We start from the raw sequence: 18,095 nt of genomic DNA, 5'->3' as shown, positions 1-18,095 counted from the left end.
CAGGATGGCGCACGGCGGGCGGTCCGCCGTCGGGGAGACGAAGGGGTTTTCCATGGGTGAGGTCATCGAGCACGACGTCCAGACGCCGCGGATCCGCGTGCACGTGCGGGACACGGACCCGGGCGGCGCGGCGTCGCCGTCGGGCACCGTGATCCTCGTGCACGGGAACTGCTCCTCATCGGCGTTCTTCCACCGCCTGCTCGGCGCGTTGCCGGAGGGGTGGCGCGGCATCGCGCCGGACCTGCGCGGGTACGGCGACACGGAGCCGTTGCCGATCGACGCCACCCGGGGCATGCGCGACTTCGCCGACGACCTCGCCGCGCTCATGGACACCCTCGGCCTCGAGCGGGCTGCGTTCGTCGCGCACTCCGCCGGTGCCGGCGCCGTCATGCAGCTCGCGATCGACCACCCGGAGAAGGTGGGCGCGGTGCTGCTGGAGGCTCCGGCGTCGCCCTTCGGCTTCGGCGGGACGGCGGACGCCGAGGGCACGCCGGTGTGGCCCGACCACGCCGGCTCGGGCGGCGGGACCGCGAACCCGGACTTCGCCGCGGCGATCGCCGCCGGTGACCGGTCGACGGACGCGCCGCACTCCCCGCTCAACGTGTTCCGCTCGCTCTACGTCGCGCCGGGGACGCAGCTGGAGGACGAGGAGCTGCTGCTGGACTCGGTGCTGTCCACGCGCATCGGTGATGACCACTACCCGGGCGGGACGGAGCCGAGCGAGAACTGGCCCGGGGCCGGCCCCGGCACCACCGGGATCAACAACGCGCTCTCGCCGCGGTACTACGACATGAGCGACTTCGCGGACGTGCCCGAGGTGGGGCCGGTGCTGTGGGTACGCGGCGACGCCGACGCGATCGTCTCGGACACCTCGCTGCTGGACCTGGGGCACCTCGGCTCCGTCGGGGCGATCCCCGGGTGGCCGGGCGCCGACGTCTACCCCGCCCAGCCGATGGTGAGCCAGATGCGCACGGTCCTCGACCGGTTCGCCGAGGCCGGCGGCCACTACGAGGAGGTCGTGCTGGAGGGCATCGGGCACAGCCCGCACCTGGAGGACCCGCAGCGTTTCACGGCGCTGCTCGCCGAGCTGCTGAGCCGGGACGTCGAGGGAGTGCGGACGGCGTCGTGACAGGCGCGGGCAACTACGGACGGAAGCCTTCCCGTTCTCGGGGACGGACGTCCCTGGCACATGGTGAGATAGACGGATGACGAGGACCGAGGCAGTGACAGGTCCGGCGAGCACGGTCGACACCCCTGACCGGTACGCCTGGCTGGAGGACGTCGAGGGCGAGAAGCAGCTGGCCTGGGTGCGCGAGCGCAACGCGCACGCGGAGTCGGTGCTGGCCGCCGGGGAACGCTTCGACGCCATGCGTCGCGGGATCCTCGAGGTGCTGGACTCCACCGAGAAGATCCCGGGCGTGGTCCAGCGCGGCGAGCACCTCTACAACTTCTGGACCGACGCCGAGCACGAGCGGGGCCTGTGGCGTCGCACCACGTGGGACTCCTACCGCACCGACGACCCCGAGTGGGAGGTGCTCATCGACGTCGACGCCCTCAACGAGGCCGAGGGCGCCAACTGGGTGTGGCACGGGGCGCGGGTGCTGCGTCCGTCGTACACGCGCGCGCTCGTCCAGCTCTCGCGGGGCGGGTCGGACGCCGACATCACCCGCGAGTTCGACCTGACCACGAAGACGTGGGTCGAGGACGGCTTCACCCGCGAGGAGTCGAAGGGCGGCATCGGCTGGGCGGACGCCTCCGGCGACTCCGTGTTCGTCTACTCCGACTTCGGCGAGGGGTCGATGACCACCTCCGGCTACCCGCGCACGGTGCGCCGGTGGCACCGGGGCACCCCGCTCTCCGAGGCCAAGGAGATCTACGCCGGCGAGCCCACCGACATGCTCATCGGCGCCGGGCACGACTCCACGCCCGGCTACGAGCGCGACTTCGTGTTCCGCCACCTGGCCTTCTACGACTCCGAGCTCTACCTCCTCGGGCCGGACGACGAGCTCACACTCATCGAGGTCCCCCGCTCCGCCGAGCCGGACCTGTGCCGCGACTGGCTCACGGTCGAGCTGCGCGAGGACTGGGCCGTCGACGGCCGCACCTACCCCGGTGGCGCCCTCCTCGGCATCCCGGTCGAGCACTTCCTGGCGGGCGACCGCCGTTTCGAGGTGCTCTACGCGCCCACCCCGACGACGTCGCTCGCCGGGGCGACGTGGACCCGGCACCATCTCGTCCTGAACATCCTCGACGACGTCTCGAACCGGCTGGAGGTCCTCACTCCCCCGGCCCCCGCGTCGCGCGGGCCGTGGCGCCGTCGTCCCCTCGACCTGACGGCGGGCGGCACCGCGGCAGGCGAGGTGCCCGAGCTGGCGACGATCGCCGTCGGCGCCGTGGACGCAGACGAGGAGGACGCGCTGTGGCTGACGACCACCGGCTTTCTCACCCCGACGACGCTCGCGCGGCTGGACCTGGACGAGGACGGGGCGACGACGTCGATCGAGCGGCTCAAGTCGCTGCCGGCGTACTTCGACACCACCGGGCTGCACGTGGAGCAGCACTTCGTCGCGTCGGCGGACGGCACGCGGGTGCCGTACTTCCAGGTCTCCCGCGAGCCGGTGGCGCACGACGGCGAGGTCGAGCCCGCCCCGACCCTGCTCTACGGGTACGGCGGCTTCGAGATCTCCCGCGTCCCGGCGTACTCGGGCGGGATCGGCCGGGCGTGGCTCGAGCGCGGCGGGGTGTACGTCGTCGCCAACATCCGCGGCGGCGGGGAGTACGGGCCGCGCTGGCACCAGGCCGCGCTCAAGCAGAACCGGCACAAGGCGTACGAGGACTTCGCCGCCGTCGCCCGCGACCTCGTGGCGCGCGGCGTGACCGACCGGGCCCACCTCGGGGCGCAGGGCGGCTCGAACGGCGGGCTGCTGATGGGCAACATGCTCACGCAGTACCCGGAGCTGTTCGGCGCCATCGTCTGCCAGGTGCCGCTGCTGGACATGAAGCGCTACTCGCACCTGCTGGCCGGGGCCTCGTGGATGGCCGAGTACGGCGACCCCGACGACCCGGAGCAGTGGGAGTTCATCAAGGAGTTCTCGGCGTACCACCTCTTCGAGCCGGACCGCGACTACCCGCCGGTGCTGTTCACGACGTCCACGCGTGACGACCGCGTCCACCCGGGGCATGCGCGGAAGATGGCGGCGCAGATGATCGACGCCGGCAAGGACGTCAGCTACTTCGAGAACATCGAGGGCGGTCATGGCGGTGCGGCGACGAACGCCCAGGCCGCGTTCATGCAGGCGCTCGCCTTCGAGTTCCTGTGGCAGCGCATCGGGTGAGCATGACCGACGGCGGAACTGAACCGGGAGACGGAGCGGCGTCAGCGGGCGGAGCGACGTCGGGCCAGCGAGACGCCGGCTGCCTGTTCTGCGCGATCGTCGCCGGTGACGCTCCGTCGAGCGTCGTCCACGCGGACGACGACGTCGTCGCCTTCCTCGACACCGTTCCTGTCAACACGGGGCATGTGCTCGTGGTGCCGCGCCGGCATGCGGACGGGCTCGTCGACCTGCCAGTCCCCCTCGGTGAGGCCGTGTGGCGCGCAGCGCACCGCATCGCCGCCGTCATGCGCGCCGGTCCGGAGTGGTCCGAGGGCGTCAACCTCCACCTGTCCGACGGTGAGGCGGCCGGGCAGAGCGTCGGTCACGTCCACCTGCACGTCATTCCCCGGAGGACCGACGACGGGCTGCGGATCGTGGAGGACAACGTCCCCGCCCGTCCTTCGAGGGACGAGCTCGACGCCGTGGCGGCGCGGCTGGCGCGCGCGCTCGGCCTCTCAGGCAGCTGAGACGCCGGCCTGTCCACAGATCTCCGGCAGCCTGAGCGGATGTCGGTGGGTCGTACTAGTGTTCGATGCATGGTCAGGGACGGGGTGAGCGGGTTCGGCGGTCAGGGTGCCGCCGGGGCCTCGGGTGCCTTGGTGTCGGACCTGGAGCGTGCGTTCGCCGAGGTCGTGAGCGGCTGGGCGGAGGCAGGTGTCGCGCTGTACCCGCCCTCGTCGGAGCTGGTGTGGGAGGTCGGGGCGCCGGCCGACCCGGCGGAGGGCGCGCCCGTGACCTCGGGCGACGACGTCTCGGCGGGCGCCATCTCGGCCACGGCACCGGATGGCGGCGGTTCGGCCACGGCGACCGATGGCGGCGCCTCGGCCGTCGATGAGGACCCCACTGCCGACGTCGTTCCCTCTCCCGACTTCGCTCCCTCTTCCGACTTCGCTCCCTCGCCCGGCTTCCCTCCCTCTTCCGACGTCCCTCTCTCTTCCGGCTCCTTGCTCTCTCCTTCCGGCGGTGGCTCGTCCGGGGAGGGCGCCGCTGATGATGGTGCGGTCTCCTCGTTGCCGTGGTGGGCGGTGGTGCCCACGGGGGCGGCGCCGGTCCCGAGCAGCGGGCGGGTGCCCGTGCCGGGGGATGCGGCGCTGGTGGAGGCGTTGGGGCGGGGGCTGGTGGACGGGGAGGCGGACGCGGCCGGGGCCTCGGCCCTGGAGGCCCTGCCCGGGGGGCCGGTCCTGGCCGGGCTGCTGGGTTCGTTGGTGCCCGGGGAGGTCGGGGCGGCGACGTTGGTGGAGACGATCGCGGCGTTCGAGCGGGTGGCGTCCTGGGCGACGGCGATGCAGGCGGTGCATGTGCGGGAGCTGACGGATCGGCAGGGGATGACGTCGCGGGCGGCGGACCGGACGGCGGCGGAGGTCGCGGCCCGGCTGGGGTCGACGAACGCGGTCGGGGCGGCGAAGGTGAGCCTGGCCGCGGCGCTGGACTCCTTCCCCGAGGTCGCCGACGCGCTGAGCACCGGGCGGATCGATTCCCGCAAGGCGACCGTGCTGACCACGAGGGAGCCGGGCCTGACCACGGGTCAGCAGCGCCGGGTCGTGACCGGGCTGCTCAAGGACGCGGACCGGCTCTCGGGGCCGAAGCTGCGCAACCGGCTCCGCGCCGCCGCGCTGAGCGTGAACCCGGAGGCGGGGGTGGAGCGGCGCCGGCGCGAGCACGCCGCCCGCAAGGTCACCATCACCCCCGCCCCGGACGCGATGGCCTGGATCACCGCCTACGTGCGCGCGGACCACGCCCACACGATCAAGACCGCCCTGCGCGCGCTGGCCGATGCCGCCGTGGACGGCGACCAGTCGGATGAGCGGTCCCGGGAGCAGGTGGAGGCGGACGCGTTCGTCGACCTGTTCGCCTCGGTCCTGGACCGCGGCGTGGACCTGGCCGGGCACCCGTTGCCGTCGGGGCGGGTTGCGCGGGCCGGGGCGCAGATCACCGTCGGCGCCGGCACCCTGCTCGGCCTGGACCACCAGGCGGGATACCTGGCGGGGTACGGGCCGATCCCGGCCGAGCTCGCCCGCGAGCTCGCGCAGGACGCGACGTGGCGGGCGCTGCTGACCGACGAGCACGGCCACTTCAAGGACCTCTCCACCAAGGCCTACCGGCCCGGGGCGGACCTGACCCGCACCGTCCGCGCCCGCGACGTCACCTGCACCTTCCCCGGCTGCACCCGGCCGTCGGTGGTGTGCGACCTGGACCACCGCATCGCCTACGACCCCTCCATCGCGCACCTCGTGGCGCAGACCAGCGTGTGCAACCTGCACCCGCTGTGCCGGCGGCATCACAACCTCAAGACGTCGAAGCACTGGGACGTGGTCCGGGAGAAGGACGGGACCCTGCTGTGGATCCCCGCCCGGACCGGGCACCGGTACCGGCACACCCCCGACCCGCCAGCCGGCGCACCGGCCGCCGTCAACCGCTGGGCCGACCTCTTCGCCAACACCGACCCACCGTTCTAGAAACCTCGGCAGTGGAACGTTCGCCTTGTTCTGCCGGTCGTACTGGCTGGGCCTCGGACTCGAGGCAGCGCAGTGAGCCTGCTCGTGATCGACGGGCGTGGCCCTGCAGCAACGAGGGGCTCCCGGACCAGTCGGTCCGGGAGCCCGTCGTCGTCACAAGAAGGTTCGCCCCGCGCATGCTGTCCATGCCGGGGCGTCACCACATGGAACGGGCGCGCCCGACGTCGGGGGATAACGTCGGGCGCGCCCGGGTCTCAGGCCGTGCGCCGGTGCGCGCGACGGCGGAACGGGCGCCAGCGAGTCAGCTCGCCGGTGGTCGACGCAAGGGCGCCCCGTGACACGCCGCCACGGTGACGGCCTCGTCCGTCTGCGATGCGCGCCACCCAGGCCCGGAAGGCGAGGAGCGCGGTCCCTGCGGCGACGGCGAGGCCGGCCACCGGGAGGAGCCCCTCACCGACACCAGTGCTCGGCAGGCTCGCCGTCGCGGCCTTTGCGGGGGTCGCCGCAGCAGCCGCTGTGCTGCTGACGGCCACAGCGGGGCACACCACGCCGGGGTGGACCATCTGGTTCTCGAAGACGGCAGGCTGCGCGATCTCGTCGGTCCACGCCGGCCGGTCCTCGACCTGACGTGTCTCTCCGGTCGCCTCCCAGCCTTCACCCGGCGACTCGGCGGACCACACTTCCTCGGCGTGCCCGGCCTCCGGCACCTCGGGGAGCGCCTCCTGGGTGATGACCCGCCGGGTGTACTCGAGCTCGACGCCCCACTCCTCCGGCACCTCGGGCACGGCCGGCTGGTACGGGGTGACGACGACCGTCTCGTAGGTGGGCGGGATCTCTTCCTGCCCCGGGTCGATCACGACCTCCTCGACCCACGCGTCCTTGACGAGTACCTGCTCGTCCCGTGCCGGGCTGACGAGGACCTCCTCGTCCCAGGCTGCGGTGACGAGCTTCTCCTCGTCCCACGCCTCCTTCACCACCTCGCTGACACCGGTGGCCTCCCAGCCGATGCTGTTCGGGTTGCCCTGGGCGTTCCAGTCGGGGTCTGTCTCCCAACGCGTGATGTTCCCGTTCTTCTGCCGGAACTCGTACTGGATCACCGCGTCGTGGTGGATGGTCTCGTACACCGCCGGGTGGTGGACGGTCTCGTACACGGCCTCGTGATGCACGGTCGTCCACTGGGCATCGTGGCGAATCAGCTCGACCGTCGGCGGCACGTACGGCTGTCCCGGATGGACGAGGCGTTCCTCGGTGACCGCCGGGACCTCCGGAACGGCGGGCGCGCCCGGGCGGACCAGGACCCGCCGCGACTCACCGGTGGCGGTCCATCCGGCGAGCGGCTCCGCCGACCACTCGAACTCGTCGTGCGCGACCTCCGGGACGGCAGGGCGGTACTCCTGGTCGACCACCCAACGGGTGTAGAGCGCCTGCGTCACCCAGGTGGCCTCGTGCTCGATCCGCTCCGTCCAGGCCGGGCGGACCATCACGTCCGCGTACGTCGGAGCAGCACCGACGCACTTCTGCGCCGCCATCGCCGCGACGCCGACCGACGAGCTCAGCCCGAACGCCGCCCCGGCACCCGTGCCGGCTGCCGCCGGCGCCGCAACCAGCATGCCCGCGCTGAGCGCGACGACTCCCAACGCACCTGACGCCTTCAGAAGAACCACGGCCCGCTCCTCGTGCCCGACCCCTGTCGCGCTCGCCGTCGAACGGTGGGGGCTGCGGGGGGCCACGTCGTCGCGGCCGCGCCTCCGCCGTCCGGCGGGTCACGCTCGGCGGAGAGCCCGGCGGGCTTCCGCGGGACCCGAGCTGGTGCCAACGGCACCGTCCGGATCCCTGGTGAAAGCACACCGCGTCGGTCGCTGCGGATCGAGGATACGGACGGCTGATGACCACCTGATCGTGCGGGTGACCCGGAAGGGTGATCCGGGGTGAGCGAGGGTGAGACGAGAAGGGCCCAGAGGGTGAGGCGGCGGGCGTCAGCGCCCCTGCGGCCGCCAGAGCACGAGGGCCCCGCCGCTGGTCGTGGACACGCGCCGCACGCGGGTTCCGCGCGGCACCGCCACCACGTCGCCGGACGGCCCGGCCGCAAAGATCCGCTGCCCCGGGTCCGCCAGAAGCCGGAGCCGGTCGTTCTCCGAGCGAACCTGGACCAGCTCGTCCTCGAGCTCCAGGATCCGCTTGATGCCGGCGAGGTTGACGCCCTCCTCCTGGCTCAGGCGCTGAACCTCGCGGAGCCTGACCACGTCACGCATCGAGTACCGGCGTCCCCGCCCTCGGGTGCGGCGCGGCTGGACGAGGCCGAGCCGGTCGTACTGCCGCAGGGTCTGCGGGTGCATGCCGGCGAGCTCCGCCGCCACCGAGATCGGGAGCAGCGGCGCGTCCTCGCGCCTCTCGGTCGTCGCCATCCGTCCCTCCCTTCGTCCGCCACAACTTCTTCGTCCGGGCCGGCACCGTCTCCGCCGGGCCGACACCGCCGGGTGGTTCACCCACCCGGCGGAGAAGTCAGCGTGCAGCCTGCTCCATCAGCCCCTGCCGGGGGTTCACGCCCTCGTTCGCCGCCGCGAACGCCTTGACGGCGTCCTTCGCGGCGCTCGAGAGCCGGCTCGGGACCACCACGTTGACGGTGACCAGGAGGTCGCCGTCGGGACCGTTCTTCACGTTGAGGCCCTTGCGCCGCACCCTGAGGGTCCGGCCCGACGGCGTACCCGCCGGCACCTTCACCTTCACCGTCCTGCCGTCGAGGGTGGGCACCTCGATGGTGGCGCCCAGCGCCGCCTCGTCGAACGTGACCGGCACGGTGATCCGCACGTTCTTCCCGTCGAGGGAGAACAGCGGGTGCGGCTCGACCTGCACGGTGACGATGAGGTCACCCGGCTCGCCGCCGTTCTGCCCCGGCCTGCCCTTGCCCCGCAGACGGATCTTCTGACCGTCGTGCACCCCGGGCGGGATGCGCGTGGTCATGGTCCGCCCGTCCACGGTGAGCTGGACGGTCGAGCCCTCCACGGCGCTGCGGAACGGGAGCGAGGCGGTGGTGGTCACGTCCGCGCCGCGCTGCGGCCGCCGTCGGGAACCGAAGCCCCCACCGCCGAACATGCCGGAGAGGATGTCCTCGAAGCCCGGCGCGCCCTGGCCCTGGCCCTGGCCCTGCGTCGTGTAGCGCACCCGCGGGCCTCCGGCGCCGGCACTTCCGCCGAACATGTCACCGAAAAGGTCCTCGAAGCCCGCACCCCCGGGACCGCCGCGGCCGGCGGAGAACCGCGCGCCGCCGCCTGCCATGGCCCGCAGGGCGTCATACTGCTTGCGCTGCTCGGGGTCGGAGAGCACCGCGTAGGCCTCGCCCACCGACTTGAACTTCTCCTCCGAGGCCGCGTCACCGGGGTTCTGGTCCGGGTGGTACTGCCGGGCGAGCTTGCGGTAGGCCTTCTTGATCGCGTCGGCGTCGGCGTCCTTCGCGACCCCGAGGGTGGCGTAGAAGTCCTTCTCGAGCCAGTCCTGTCCGGTCATCGCGCCTCACCTCCTCGATCATGAGGTGCCGCGGCGGAGAGTCCGCCGCGGCACCAGGTCATGCTCTGCACGCTCATTCGGGGCTGCTGACCGCCACCCGGGCGGCACGCAGCACCCGCTCCCCGGCACGGTAGCCGGGCTGCAGCACCTGCGTGACCGTCGTCGCCGTGGCGTCGGGGTCGGTGCTGTGCATGAGCGCCTCGTGGATCTCGGGGTCGAACTCCTCCCCGACCGCGCCGTAGCGCACCACCTCGAAGCGCTGCGCCAGCGTGGTCTCCACCTTCTCGGCGATCGCCCCGAGCGGACCCGTGAGGTCGCCGTGCTGGCGGGCGAGCTCGATCTCGTCGAGCACGCCCAGGAGCGCCTCCGCAACGTCCTGCGCACCGGCCTGCCGCTGGGCTGCGGCGTCGGCCTTCGCGCGGCGCACGTAGTTGTTGTACTCCTGCTGGAGGTTGTAGAAGTCCGCGTTGCGGCGGGCGAGCTGGTCGGCCAGGTCGAGCGCCTCAGCCTTCGCCCGGGCCGCCTCGTCGCCCTCGGACGACGCCGGAGCCTCCGCCGTCGCCGCCTCGCCGCCGGAACCGGTGGCGGCCTGGGCCGCCCCGGCGGGGGCGCCGTCGGACGACGGCGCCTCCCCCGCGACGGGCTCGCGAACCTTCCCGGTCTCCGGGTCGATCCGCCGTCGGTCGTGCACCACGGGCTTCTCGTAACCCTCCTCGGGACGGTCGTTCTCGGCCGTCACTTGGCCTCCTCGTCGTCCACGATCTCGGCGTCGACGACGTCGTCGTCAGAGGTGGAGCTGCTCTGACCGTCGCCCTCGAAGCCCGGGGCGCCCTGCGGGCCGGGGTTGGCGCCGCCGGCCTGCTGCTGGGCGTAGAGGGCCTCGCCGATCTTCTGGCTCTTGGTGGTCAGCTCGGACTGGGCGGACTTGATCGCCTCGAGGTCCTCGCCCTCCAGGGCCTTCTTGAGGCTGTCGACGGCGCCGCGCACCTCGGACGTGACGTCCTCCGGCAGCTTCTCGGCGTTGTCCGTCAGCAGCTTCTCCGTGGAGTAGACCAGCTGCTCGGCGGTGTTGCGGGTCTCCGCCTCCTCGCGACGCTTGGCGTCCTCGGCGGCGTGGGCCTCGGCCTCCTTGATCATGCGGTCGATCTCGTCCTTCGGCAGCGCCGAGCCGCCGGTGATCGTCATCGACTGCTCCTTGCCCGTGCCGCGGTCCTTGGCGGAGACGTGCACGATGCCGTTGGCGTCGATGTCGAAGGTGACCTCGATCTGCGGCATGCCACGGGGGGCCGGGGCGATGCCGGTGAGCTCGAACGTGCCCAGCGGCTTGTTGTCCCGGGCGAACTCACGCTCTCCCTGGAAGACCTGGATCAGCACGCTCGGCTGGTTGTCCTCAGCCGTGGAGAACACCTCCGACCGCTTGGTCGGGATGGCCGTGTTGCGCTCGATCAGCTTGGTCATCACGCCGCCCTTGGTCTCGATGCCGAGGGAGAGCGGGGTGACGTCGATCAGCAGGACGTCCTTGCGGTCGCCCTTGATGACACCGGCCTGCAGGGCGGCGCCGACGGCGACGACCTCGTCCGGGTTCACGCCCTTGTTGGGCTCCTTGCCGCCGGTCAGCTCCTTGACGACCTCGGTCACGGCCGGCATACGGGTCGAACCACCGACGAGGACCACGTGGTCGATGTCGGAGAGCTGGATGCCCGCGTCCTTGATGACGTTGTGGAACGGCGTCTTGGTGCGCTCGAGCAGGTCGCGCGTCATCTCCTCGAAGGCGGCCCGGGTCAGCTTCTCGTCCAGGTGGATCGGGCCGGACTCGCTCATCGAGAGGTACTGCAGGGAGATGTTCGTGCTCGTCGTGGAGGAGAGCTCCTTCTTCGCCTGCTCGGCGGCCTCACGCAGACGCTGAAGGGCGATCTTGTCCTTGGACAGGTCGACGCCGGTCTTGTTCTTGACCTGCTTGACCAGCCAGTCGACGACCCGCTGGTCCCAGTCGTCGCCACCGAGGCGGTTGTCACCGTTGGTCGCGCGGACCTGGATCGTGGAGAAGTCGTCCTCGTCCTTGCCCACCTCGAGCAGGGAGACGTCGAAGGTGCCGCCACCGAGGTCGAAGACCAGGATGAGCTCGTCCTCCTTGCCCTTCTCCAGGCCGTAGGCGAGGGCCGCGGCGGTCGGCTCGTTGATGATGCGCAGGACGTTCAGGCCGGCGATCTGACCGGCGTCCTTGGTGGCCTGGCGCTCGGCGTCGTTGAAGTACGCCGGCACGGTGATGACCGCGTCGGTGACGGGCTCCCCGAGGTACGCCTCGGCGTCCTTCTTCAGCTTGCCGAGCACGCGTGCGGAGATCTCCTGCGCGGTGTAGGACTTGTCGTCGATGTCCACCTTCCAGTCGGTGCCCATGTGGCGCTTGACGGAGGTGATGGTGCGGTCCACGTTCGTGACGGCCTGACGCTTGGCGACCTCGCCGACCAGGACCTCGCCGGACTTGCTGAACGCCACCACGGACGGGGTGGTGCGGGACCCCTCCGCGTTGGCGATGACGGTGGGCTCACCACCCTCGAGGACGGAGACCACCGAGTTGGTCGTCCCCAGGTCGATCCCGACAGCTCGTGCCATGTGCGTTGCTCCTTCGTCTCGGCACCGGCGCTTGCCGCCGGCACTGTGTTGAGTCGTATGCACTCAAGTCTGGACCTCGAAGAAAACCGCGTCAAACGGGCTGGCTCAAACTTGAGTCTGACTGGCTCAACCCGGAGTCGGTCGAGTTCATTCCCGCGACGAAGAACTCTCGGTACCGGCCCCCGGGCTCCGCGACCAGTTCCCGCAGCCATGCGTCCGCACGTCCCGCGACCGCACACCAGGCGGCGGCGGGCTCCGGTGCTCCAGCCCGAGGGGGCATCGAGGCGGCGCGCGCTGAAACCCAATAGTTTGCATTCCTGCATACAACTTATGCTTGACCGAAAACAGAAGTTTCCCTAGGGTTCGGCGCAGGCGTCGCACTGGTCCGACCCCGGACCACCGGCTCGGAGCGCGCACGGCCATCCCCGTGCAGGTCCGCGCCACGGCGCCCACGTGGCGCACCACTGGTCGACGACGACGTAGCCGCCGATGACGACATGTGCGCCCCACTCTCGGCGATCAAGGCAGATCGCCGGCCGACCAAGGGGGAACCATGGTTCGAGATCAGAGAGCAGCCACGCGGCTGCTCGCGCGAGGGGCGACGGCGTCCCTCGCTGGTGCGTTGGTGCTGCCGCTGAGCACCGGCGCCTGGGCGGACACGTCGACCGCCCCGCCACCGAACGAGGTGAGGACTGCCGTGCCGGCGGCGGCGAGCGAGACCGAGCCGTTCTCGGCCCTGGTCTTCAGCGCGACCGCAGGATTCCGGCACTCGTCGATCGAGGACGGTGTCGAGGCGATCCGCCAGCTCGGCGACGAGCACGGGTTCTCGGTGGAGCACACCGAGGACCCCACGTCCTTCACGACGGAGAACCTGCAGGACTTCGACGTCGTCGTCTGGCTGTCCACCACGGGCGACGTCCTCAACGCCGATCAGCAGGCCGCGTTCGAGCAGTACATCCAGAACGGCGGCGGCTACGCGGGCATCCACGCCGCGAGCGACACCGAGTACGGCTGGGAGTGGTACGGCGACCTCGTGGGCGCGTACTTCTCCGGCCACCCCCAGAACCAGGACGCGACGGTCGTGGTGGAGGACCCGGCCCACCCGTCCACCGCGCACCTCGAGGCGCGGTGGGACCGGTACGACGAGTGGTACTCGTTCCGGGACAACCCGCGCGGCGACGTGCACGTGCTGGCCTCCCTCGACGAGGAGTCCTACGACCCGGGCAGCCACGCGATGGGTGAGGACCACCCCATCGCCTGGTGCCAGGAGTTCGACGGCGGCCGCGCCTGGTACACCGGTGGCGGCCACACCTCCGAGTCGTTCGCGGAGCCCGCGTTCCTCGAGCACCTCCTCGGCGGCCTGCAGACGGCCGCCGGCGTGGTCGACGCAGACTGCGCCGCGAGCCAGACCGAGAGCTTCGAGAAGGTCACGCTCGACGACAACACCCAGAACCCGATGGACCTCGCCACGGCCCCCGACGGCCGCACGTTCTACGTGGAGCGTGACGGACGGGTGCAGATCATCCGGCCGGGCGGCGGCACCGTGACCGCGGGCACGGTGGACGTGACCACGGTCCAGGAGTTCGGCCTCGTGGGGATCGAGCTCGACCCGGCCTTCGAGGAGAACGGCTGGCTCTACCTCTACTACTCGCCGAACGGCTCGGCGACCGACTACGTCTCGAGGTTCACCGTCGTCGGCGACACCATCGACATGGACAGCGAGAAGGTGCTCCTCGAGGTGCCGGTCCAGCGGGAGGAGTGCTGCCACGCGGGCGGTGCCCTGCAGTTCGACGGCGACGGCAACCTGTACATCGCCACCGGGGACAACACGAACCCCTTCGCCTCGGACGGGTACACGCCGATCGACGAGCGGGACGGGCGCTCCGCCTGGGACGCGCAGCGCACCTCCGGCAACACCAACAGCCTCTCGGGCAAGGTGCTGCGGATCCACCCCGAGGCCGACGGCAGCTACACGATCCCGGACGGCAACCTCTTCGAGCCCGGCACGGACCGGACTCTTCCCGAGATCTTCGCCATGGGCTTCCGCAACCCGTTCAAGATCGGCATCGACCCACGGACCGACACCCTCCTGGTTGCCGACTACGGCCCCGACGCCGGCTCGGCGAACCCGAACCGCGGCCCTGCGGCCACGGTCGAGTGGAACGCGCTGACCGAGGCGGGCAACTACGGGTGGCCGTACTGCGTGGGGCCGAACACGCCCTACATCGACTACAACTTCGCGACGTCGCAGTCCGGCGCGGCCTTCGACTGCGCGAACGGGCCCACGAACGACTCGCCCAACAACACGGGCCTGACCAAGCTCCCGCCCGCGATCCCGGCGACGATCTGGTACCAGAACAACGGAGCCCTCAGCAACGCCCCCGAGATCGGGAACGGCGGAGCGCCGATGGCCGGCGGCGTCTACGTCTACGACGAGTCGCTCGCGTCGGAGAACAAGTGGCCGGCCTACTGGGACGGCAAGGCGATGTTCGCCGAGTGGAACACGAACAAGCTGTTCTCCTTCCAGCTCGGTGACGACTCTGCCGACGTCGTGGACGTCAACAGGATCCTCGAGGGGATGTCCTTCAAGCGGCCGCACGCCCTCGAGTGGGGCCACGACGGCGCGCTGCACATCATCGAGTGGGGCTCGGGGTTCGGTGGCAACAACGCCGACTCCGGCATCTACCGGATCGACTACGTCTCGGGAAGCCGGGCGCCGATCGCGCGGATGAGCGCCGACGTGACGTCCGGGCCGGTCCCGCTGACCGTGCAGTTCGACTCTGCGGGCAGCCGAGACCCGGACGGCAGCGAGATCACGGTGGCGTGGGACTTCGGTGACGGTGCCACCTCGACCGACCCGGCGCCCTCCCACACCTACACGGAGGCCGGCGACTACACGGCCACGCTGACGGTGACGGACGCGGACGGCCAGACCAGCTCCGCCACGCGCGCCATCACGGCGGGCAACACCGCCCCCACGATCACCGTGGACGCGCCGCCGAACGGGGGCTTCTTCTCCTTCGGCGACGTCGTGCGGTACTCGGTGACCGTCACGGATCCCGAGGACGGCGAGATCGACTGCGAGGACGTCATCGTCCAGCCGGCCCTGGGCCACGACGAGCACGCCCACCCGTACGACCAGTACCGCGGGTGCTCGGGCGCGATCCCGATCGAGGGTGACAGGGGGCACCTCGGTGCCAACATCTTCGGCGTCATCACGGTCACGTACACCGACCGCGGGGCCGAGGGCGTCTCCCCGCTCACGACGCAGGAGGTCATCATCCTGCAGCCCAAGAAGAAGGAGGCGGAGTTCTTCAGCTCCACCGGCCGGCTCGCCGGCTCGACCAGCACCGGCGACCCGGGCGTCCAGACCGAGGACACCAGCGACACCGGCGGCGGGAAGAACATCGGCTACATCGAGCCCGGCGACTGGTTCTCCTTCGAGCCGGTGAACCTCAGCGGCATCGACTCGCTCCGCGTCCGCGGCGCCTCCCAGCCGGGCGGCGTCATGGACGTCCGCACGGGCGCCCCCGACGGGCCCTCGATCGGGACCATCACGATCCCGGCCGGCGGCTGGCAGACGTGGGCCGACCACACCCTCGAGCTGCCCGACGACGTGACGACCGAGACGACGGAGATCTTCTTCGTCGCGACCTCCGGCCAGTACAACGTCAACTGGGTCGAGTTCGAGGGCCAGGGCGTCACGGACAACGCGAGCCCGACGGCGGAGCTCGTCGTGAGCAGGACGTCCGGCACCGCCCCGCTCGTGGTCGACTTCTCGGTCGACGCCGACGACCCCGACGGCGACACCCCCCTCACCTACGAGTGGGACTTCGGCGACGGGGCCACGGAGGACACCGCCGCGGCGTCGCACACCTACACCCGCGCGGGCACCTACACCGCCCGCGTCACCGTCACCGACGCCCGGGGTGCCACCGCCACCCGGACGACCGAGATCCGCGTCAGCGCGCCCGCCCTGGTGTGCCTCGCCGGACGCTCGGACGACTTCACCGGTGACCAGCTCGACCGGGACCGGTGGACCACCGTGCTCCGGGAGAACCAGGACCTCCGGCTCGAGGACGGCCACCTCGTCCTCCCGACGTCCTCCACGGACATCTACGGGACGAACAACACGGCGACTCCGAACATCGTCCTGCAGGACCTGCCGGAGGGGCCGTTCACCGCGACGGCGAAGGTGACCCTGCCGGGGAGCGAGGCCTACCAGCAGGCCGGCCTCGTGATCTACGGCGACGACGACAACTACGCGAAGATGGTCATCCAGGGCCGTAGCACCTCGGGCCCGAACCCGGCCGCCCGGATCTTCCAGTTCATCCGCGAGGAGAACGGGACCCCGAACGAGGTCGGCGCCAGCAACACCGCCAACCTCGGGGCCGACTACCCGAGCACCGTCTGGGTGCGGTTCACCAGCGACGGGGAGAACCTCACGGCCTCCTACAGCGCCGACGGCGCATCCTTCTCGGAGATGCCGGAGACGAAGTCGCTCGCCGGGATCGAGGACCCGAAGATCGGCCTGATCTCCCTCCAGGGGTCGGGACGTCCGCAGCAGCCCGTGGACGCGGCGTTCGACTACTTCGCGATCACGCCCGACGACACGGCCGGGGCCGTCGAGCCGGACGACGAGTTCGAGGGCTCGGCCCTCGACGGGTGCCGGTGGGACGTCGTGCGGCACGACCCGATGCACCTGCGGGTGGCCGGCGGCGCGCTCGAGCTGGACACCACACCCGGTGACATCTACGGCGGGGACAACGGCACGCCGAAGAACTTCGTGCTCCAGGACCTCGCGGGGGACTGGACCGTGGAGACGGTCGTCGACGCAACCTCCTTCGACCGGCGCTACCAGCAGGCCGGACTGATCGCGTACGCGGACGACGACAACTACGTCAAGCTCGACGTGCTCACGACCAACACCCCGGGCAGCGCGGTGACGCGCGGGCTCGAGCTCCGCAGCGAGATCGGTGGCGTGGTCCAGAACCCGCAGCCGTCCCAGGGCAACCTGGACAGCGGGGTCTGGCACCTGCGGCTGCAGAAGTCGGGTGACACCTTCACCGGTTCCTACTCCGCCGACGGCGAGACCTGGACGGCGTTCGAGTCGCTCAGCAACGCGGGCGTCGCCGACGCCGGCCGGGTGGGACTCTTCGCCCTCGGGGCGGAGGCCACGCAGATCGCCACGGCGACGTTCGAGCACTTCCGGGTGCTCGACGACGCGGTGGACGTGACCGCGCCCGAGGTCACGGTGACGACCGACCCGGCGGAGCCGAACGGTGACAACGGGTGGTACACCTCCCCCGTCACGGTCACCGCGTCGGCGACGGACGACTCGGAGGGGCCGGTGACGGTCGAGTACCGGATCGGTGACGGCGAGTGGGCCACCTACACCGAGGCGGTCACCATCGCCGAGGACGGCTCGCACGAGGTCACCTTCCGGGCCACGGACGAGGCCGGCAACGTCTCTGAGCCGGTGACCGTCAAGGTCGCCCTGGACGCGACCGGACCGGAGGTGTCCGTCGACGGCCTCGCCGACGGCGACACCCTGGCGTGGTCCGACGCCCGCGAGCTCGAGGTCTCCGCCACGGCGGATGACGCAGGCTCCGGCGTCGCCGCCCTCACGCTCACGGTGGACGGCGAGGAGGTCGACAACCCGGCCACCATCGCCCTGGGCGCCGGTGAGCACGAGGTCGTCGCCACGGCGACGGACAAGGCCGGCAACGCCGCGTCCACCACGGTGACCGTCACCGTCGCGGGGGCGACCGTCGCGGAGGTCCGTGACGCCCTCACGGCCCCCCTCGCGGGCCCGGACGTCCCGCGGTCGGTCGAGCAGCAGGTCGGCAACCACCTGAACTCGGTCGAGCGGTTCCTCGAGCGCGGGCAGAAGGCACAGGCCGGCGCCAGCCTCGACCGCGCCAGGAGCGCAGCCGAGAAGATCTCGAACGCCGACGTCCGGAAGGAGGTCGTCGACCTGATCGAGCAGCTGCGTCACCACGTCGACGGGTGACCGACGACGGCCCGTGAGGCCGTCGTGATGACGGTTCCGGCCGGGGCGAGCGACCGCCCCGGCCGGACCCGTGTCCCGGCTCGTCACGGGCCCCTGGCCGGTGTCGAGTCACATGGCTGGTGTCTGTCCCGGGCC

The 18,095-nt window shown here is 71.4% G+C and carries 10 protein-coding genes; 5 read left to right on the top strand and 5 right to left on the bottom strand.

What is annotated here, in order from left to right; translation table 11 throughout:
- The first annotated feature begins 52 nt into the window (after positions 1 to 52).
- The 4 genes from ATJ97_RS13040 to ATJ97_RS13025 all read left to right on the top strand — a co-directional run bounded on the left by ATJ97_RS13040 (position 53) and on the right by ATJ97_RS13025 (position 5,830).
- Entirely contained in the window at positions 53 to 1,129 is a 1,077-nt protein-coding gene (locus ATJ97_RS13040; protein WP_098484117.1) for an alpha/beta hydrolase, read from the top strand.
- A 76-nt stretch (positions 1,130 to 1,205) separates the two neighbouring features.
- Positions 1,206 to 3,335 carry a prolyl oligopeptidase family serine peptidase gene (locus tag ATJ97_RS13035; RefSeq protein WP_098484116.1) on the top strand — a complete coding sequence of 710 codons (2,130 nt, stop codon included), beginning with the start codon at positions 1,206 to 1,208 and terminating at the stop codon, positions 3,333 to 3,335.
- A 2-nt stretch (positions 3,336 to 3,337) separates the two neighbouring features.
- Entirely contained in the window at positions 3,338 to 3,841 is a 504-nt protein-coding gene (locus ATJ97_RS13030; protein ID WP_211287358.1) for an HIT family protein, read from the top strand.
- A gap of 69 nt (positions 3,842 to 3,910) precedes the next feature.
- Positions 3,911 to 5,830: an HNH endonuclease signature motif containing protein gene (locus ATJ97_RS13025; RefSeq protein ID WP_143427023.1), complete on the top strand. Its 1,920-nt coding sequence runs from the start codon at positions 3,911 to 3,913 to the stop codon at positions 5,828 to 5,830.
- 254 nt (positions 5,831 to 6,084) lie between these two features.
- Here the strand turns inward: ATJ97_RS13025 and ATJ97_RS13020 are convergent, their stop codons facing one another.
- The 5 genes from ATJ97_RS13020 to dnaK all read right to left on the bottom strand — a co-directional run bounded on the left by ATJ97_RS13020 (position 6,085) and on the right by dnaK (position 11,947).
- The gene (locus tag ATJ97_RS13020; RefSeq protein ID WP_143427022.1) at positions 6,085 to 7,494 is read right to left on the bottom strand and encodes a hypothetical protein; all 1,410 of its coding nucleotides are present in this window, start codon (positions 7,492 to 7,494) and stop codon (positions 6,085 to 6,087) included.
- 312 nt (positions 7,495 to 7,806) lie between these two features.
- Entirely contained in the window at positions 7,807 to 8,235 is a 429-nt protein-coding gene (locus ATJ97_RS13015) for a heat shock protein transcriptional repressor HspR (RefSeq protein ID WP_098484113.1), read from the bottom strand.
- A 97-nt stretch (positions 8,236 to 8,332) separates the two neighbouring features.
- On the bottom strand, positions 8,333 to 9,334 hold the full coding sequence (locus tag ATJ97_RS13010; protein ID WP_098484112.1) for a DnaJ C-terminal domain-containing protein: 1,002 nt from the start codon (positions 9,332 to 9,334) through the stop codon (positions 8,333 to 8,335).
- Between the two features lie 73 nt (positions 9,335 to 9,407).
- A complete protein-coding gene (grpE, locus tag ATJ97_RS13005) occupies positions 9,408 to 10,073 on the bottom strand; it encodes a nucleotide exchange factor GrpE (protein ID WP_098484111.1) in 666 nt (221 codons plus the stop codon).
- Positions 10,070 to 11,947 carry a molecular chaperone DnaK gene (dnaK, locus tag ATJ97_RS13000; RefSeq protein WP_098484110.1) on the bottom strand — a complete coding sequence of 626 codons (1,878 nt, stop codon included), beginning with the start codon at positions 11,945 to 11,947 and terminating at the stop codon, positions 10,070 to 10,072. Before dnaK ends, grpE begins: the two co-directional genes overlap by 4 nt.
- Positions 11,948 to 12,500: 553 nt before the next feature.
- Here dnaK and ATJ97_RS12995 point away from each other — a divergent pair.
- Positions 12,501 to 17,960, top strand: coding sequence for a ThuA domain-containing protein (locus ATJ97_RS12995; protein WP_098484109.1), 5,460 nt, complete (start codon positions 12,501 to 12,503; stop codon positions 17,958 to 17,960).
- Positions 17,961 to 18,095 lie beyond the last annotated feature (135 nt).

Source organism: Georgenia soli (genome assembly GCF_002563695.1).
GTDB classification, from domain to species: domain Bacteria; phylum Actinomycetota; class Actinomycetes; order Actinomycetales; family Actinomycetaceae; genus Georgenia; species Georgenia soli.
This window is presented reverse-complemented; position numbering and strand designations above follow the sequence as displayed.